This is a genomic window from Stenotrophomonas pictorum JCM 9942 (genome assembly GCF_001310775.1).
GTDB lineage: Bacteria > Pseudomonadota > Gammaproteobacteria > Xanthomonadales > Xanthomonadaceae > Stenotrophomonas > Stenotrophomonas pictorum.
Genome location: NZ_BAZI01000453.1, coordinates 1 through 1,896 on the forward strand (window position 1 = coordinate 1; position 1,896 = coordinate 1,896).

The 1,896-nt window shown below is 66.7% G+C and carries 2 pseudogenes; one reads left to right on the forward strand and one right to left on the reverse strand.

From position 1 onward, the window contains the following. Positions 1–721: pseudogene (locus tag JCM9942_RS18420) on the forward strand (phosphoglycerol transferase I); the annotation flags it as partial. A 23-nt stretch (positions 722–744) separates the two neighbouring features. Here the strand turns inward: JCM9942_RS18420 and JCM9942_RS14930 are convergent. Continuing rightward, positions 745–1,896: pseudogene (locus tag JCM9942_RS14930) on the reverse strand (mechanosensitive ion channel family protein); the annotation flags it as partial.

Sequence of the window (1,896 nt, forward strand, 5' to 3'; positions counted from 1 at the left end):
CCAGCGCCAGTGTCGCGGCCTTGCACGGCGATGGCGACGGCTACACCCGCTACCGCGCGTTCGCCCGCTCGCTGTGGCTGGGTGAACAGAACCGCATGCTGCGTCTGCAGGACGACCACGTGCAGGTCGGCGTGCAGAACGTGCAGCCACCGGTGCTGCTCGAGTACGACCGCAAGTGGGAGTTGAAGTCGGTGTATCTGGAGAACACCTCGCGCAAGTTCGACGAAGCCGATCCCGAGCACCGGCTGGCCTACGTGGACCGCTGCACCGCGTTCGAGGACGGGTCGGCCGAGGGCCACTGGTGCGCGCTGCTGGTGGACAGCGACCAAGCATGCGCCTGTACCGCGACGGCCAGTTGCGCCGCGGCATCGCCGTGGATGCCCCGCTGCAACCGTTCCAGGGCCCGCGCCCGAGCGTGCGCCAGTCACGCATGATCAGCCGCCAGCCGCAGCGCACCGGACCGGGCCGGTATGTGCTGGAGATCTATGCCGCGCAGCGCCCGCAACGCGCGTTCTGGGTCGAGGCGGTGTCATCGCAGCGCAAGGTGGTGGTCGCCCAGCAATGGGTGCAGGCCGACAGCGACGGGCGCATCCGCATGCCGCTGGGACTGGATCACGCCATCGACGATCTGGAAATCCGCGCCTGGCTCAGCCATGCCGAAACCCTGGCGGTGGACGACTACGCGCTGGTGCGTACGCCGGCGCAGCGGCCCCGTTCCTGATCTGCAGCGGTCACCGCGTCGCCTCAGGTCGGCGCCGGTGCCGCCGGATCGCGTACCAGATGGATATCGGTGGGGGTGACCAGCGCGATGCCCTGCGCCGCCGCTTGCTGCAACAGCTCGAACAGCAGCTCACTGCGGGTGCCGTAGACATTGCGCGAGGAGGGCACGTAGGCAAAGCTGTTGATCGCCACCTGGCCACCGCTGATCGAATCGATGAACACCGACGGTTCCGGATGCTCCAGCACGGTCTCGTTGGCCGCATAGATGCCCAGCAGCAGCGCGCGCAACCGGCCCATATCGGTGCCCAGCGGCACCGAGAACTGGATCTGGATCCGCCCCAGTGCATTGGCCGTGGTCATGTTGCGGATGGTCTTGGTGATCAATTCGGAGTTGGGCACGATCAGCGTGGAGCGGTCACCCACCTGGATCTCGGTCGAACGCACCGAAATGCGACGGATGTCCCCCTCCTGGTCGCCGATCTTCACCCAGTCGCCGATCTTCACTGGCCGCTCGGCCAGCAGGATCAGCCCGGACACGAAGTTCTGGGTGATCGCCTGCAGACCGAAACCGATACCCACCGACAGCGCGCTGGCCAGCAACGCGAGCTTCTCGAAGCCGATACCCAGCGTCGCCAGCGACCACAGTACCGCCAGCACGATGCCCAGATAGCGGGCGACGGTGCTGATCGAGTTGCGCGCACCAAGATCCAGTTCGGTCTTGGGCAGATAGGTATCCACCAGCCAGCGCTGCACCACCTGCATCAGCGCCAGCGCCAGCACCAGCACCCCGATCGCCCACAGCACCGAGGACGGCCGCAGCAGGTTGTCGCCGATCCGGATTCCACCGGCCAGCGTCTCCAGCCAGCCATACAGGGCGCTGACATTGCCGAACGGAGCGATGAACGCGGTGATACCCAGCATCACCACGCAATCCGCAAGATCGCCGACAGCAGCACGCCGGCCTGCTCCAGGCGGCCGGGCGGCAGACCGGTGGACAGACGCAGCATGCGTCCCAGGGCACTGCCCGGTGCCAGCAGCCACAGCGCGAAATCATCGGCAAAGCGCAGCAGCAAGGTGGTCGCCAGCACAACGACCGTGCCCCATACCATCTGCTGGGCGGTGAACATGGCGAAGTTGAGATAGCCCAGCAAGGTCGCCACCAGCGCCGCGACCGAT